This is a genomic window from Methanofastidiosum sp. (genome assembly GCA_013178285.1).
Lineage (GTDB): Archaea > Methanobacteriota_B > Thermococci > Methanofastidiosales > Methanofastidiosaceae > Methanofastidiosum.
In genome coordinates this window covers 1-2162 of the sequence record JABLXD010000099.1, presented here as the reverse complement: position 1 = coordinate 2162, position 2162 = coordinate 1, and the positions used below count along the sequence as shown (strand labels likewise).

General features: G+C 29.1%; 2 protein-coding genes. Both read left to right on the top strand.

Annotated features, from left to right (window positions below; translation table 11 throughout):
* Window positions 1–285 precede the first annotated feature (285 nt).
* Window positions 286–885 (top strand): hypothetical protein, encoded by a 600-nt coding sequence (locus HPY60_11935; GenBank protein NPV51886.1) that lies wholly within the window; start codon window positions 286–288, stop codon window positions 883–885.
* A gap of 245 nt (window positions 886–1130) precedes the next feature.
* Window positions 1131–1994, top strand: a complete 864-nt coding sequence (locus tag HPY60_11930; GenBank protein NPV51885.1) for a hypothetical protein — start codon at window positions 1131–1133, stop codon at window positions 1992–1994.
* Window positions 1995–2162 lie beyond the last annotated feature (168 nt).

Genomic DNA, 2162 nt, shown 5'->3' with positions numbered 1-2162 from the left:
GTTTCAATCCTGCTTCGTCTCGTCAGGACGATGACGATGTTCCAATATCCAGCACTTTTTACACCCCCCACCGTTATGGGCAAGTTTAGATGAAATCTCAACGAATTGATTATGTGATTTTTAAGATATTTTGAATTAATTTTGAGTTTTATAAGCTATTATAGATTTTATAATAAAATGTTTCTTAAGTCATTTGTGCTTATAATGTTTCTATTTAACGAATCTATAAATATATAATTAATTATCCCTTATATTTACTTGATATTGCTACAAAATTCTTGAACAATGAAAATAACTAAGATGAGATATTTATTATTATTTTTCATTCCCTTGTTATTTATTTTTGATAGTTGTAAAAAAGAAGAACCCTCCTTAAAAAACTATTTGTACTATGATGAGTGTCAGTACGAAATCCCTAAAGGTTTTATAACAACTATTGATTCTCACGAGCACCCTGAATTATTTGCACATATTATTTGCTTATACTCAGGAACTAGAAATATTGTTCAATCTAACGATACGCTTTTGATTACAGGAGAAGGAGATATTTTATTATTAACAATATATACTTTAACTGAAGATATTTCTAATTCAACATATAATTATGCACCCATCGAAGAATTAACACCAAATACTTTCCAAGGACTTTTTATCTTTGAAATGAAAGAAAATTGTGCAGAAATCTTCTCAATTATTAAGGAAGGAAATCTAAAAATTGAAAAGGAAAGTTCAAATTACATAATTTCAATTGATTGCATCGACATTATTGATAAAGAATTGTCAGGCCAATACAAAGGAACATTAAGAATTGAATGTGTTGATAATTTGAAGAACATAATGTTTCTTGAAAATAAATACTTATTCAGTCATAAACAAAGACATTGATTAAGTTAAAACAACAATTTAAAATTAAAACCAGCCCATAACAAGGGTTTAATAAAATGCAGGCTATCAGCGGATTAGGAAACTTTACCGTTTCAATCCAGCTTTCTCATCGTGGGACGATGACGATGTTCCAACCGCCTGCACTTTATCAACCCCCAGCCGTTGGGCAACATTAAGGCTGAGAAACCAGAATGCAATATTACGAGAAGGATGCAATAAGTTATAATTTAAAATAGATTGATAAAATGAAAAGGATTCTATTAGGAACTATAATCTTAATGATTTTTATAACAAATTATTCATTATTAGGTCAGGAAGTTAAATGGAATGGTAAAATTGATGAAGATAAAACCATTGGAAAAGTTGATTCAATGATTGTTACTAAGTATCTAGCAAAGTTTCGTGATAGTATTGTTGTTAAAAGAGAACCCAGAGAAAAGAAATATAAAGTATTATTTGATAAAAAGGGGGTGATTACTAATAAAACTTATATTGGCTATTCTGACCAATTATCAGATTCGTACGAATATACTTACAATAAGGATGGAGGTATTACAAAAGAAGTTTCAAAGAACTCAAACGGAGAGAATAGATTTATTATTGAATTAACTTATGATAATAACCATAAAATGATAGAAGAAAAACATTGGTCTATTCTTGGCAATAATGATAAATGGATAATAAAAAATAACGAAATAGAGAATACTGCAATAAGATATTTTACCAAAGGAGAAGGAGATTTTACAAGTTCGTCAGGTACAAAGTATTATTTTAATAAGAATGATTTGATTGAAAAAGTTGAAGATGATAACTACGTTTGGATATATAAATATGATGACAGGAATAATTTAATATTCAGATTTATGGATGAGAAAATGCAAGCCATAAACTTAGATGATAATTCTAAATCTAATCATATTAGTTCTATCGAAATGAATTATGATTCAAATTCCAACATTATTAGATACATTGACAAGTCAAGAGGGAAAGTAAATAAGGACAAATTTTTTACATATGAATATGATAATCTTGGAAATTGGATAAAGAAAATTGAATATTGGAAAGATGAACCAATTTATATTTTTGAAAGGGAGATATTTTATAAATAACGTTGCCCAACAAGGGTTTAATAAAATGCAGGCTATCAGCAGATTAGGAAACTTTATCGTTTCAATCCAGCTTCTTATCGTGGGACGATGACGATGTTCCAACCGCCTGCACTTTATCAACCCCCAGCCGTTATGCAAAATAGTAGAAACTCGGGGCGGAAAGATTAA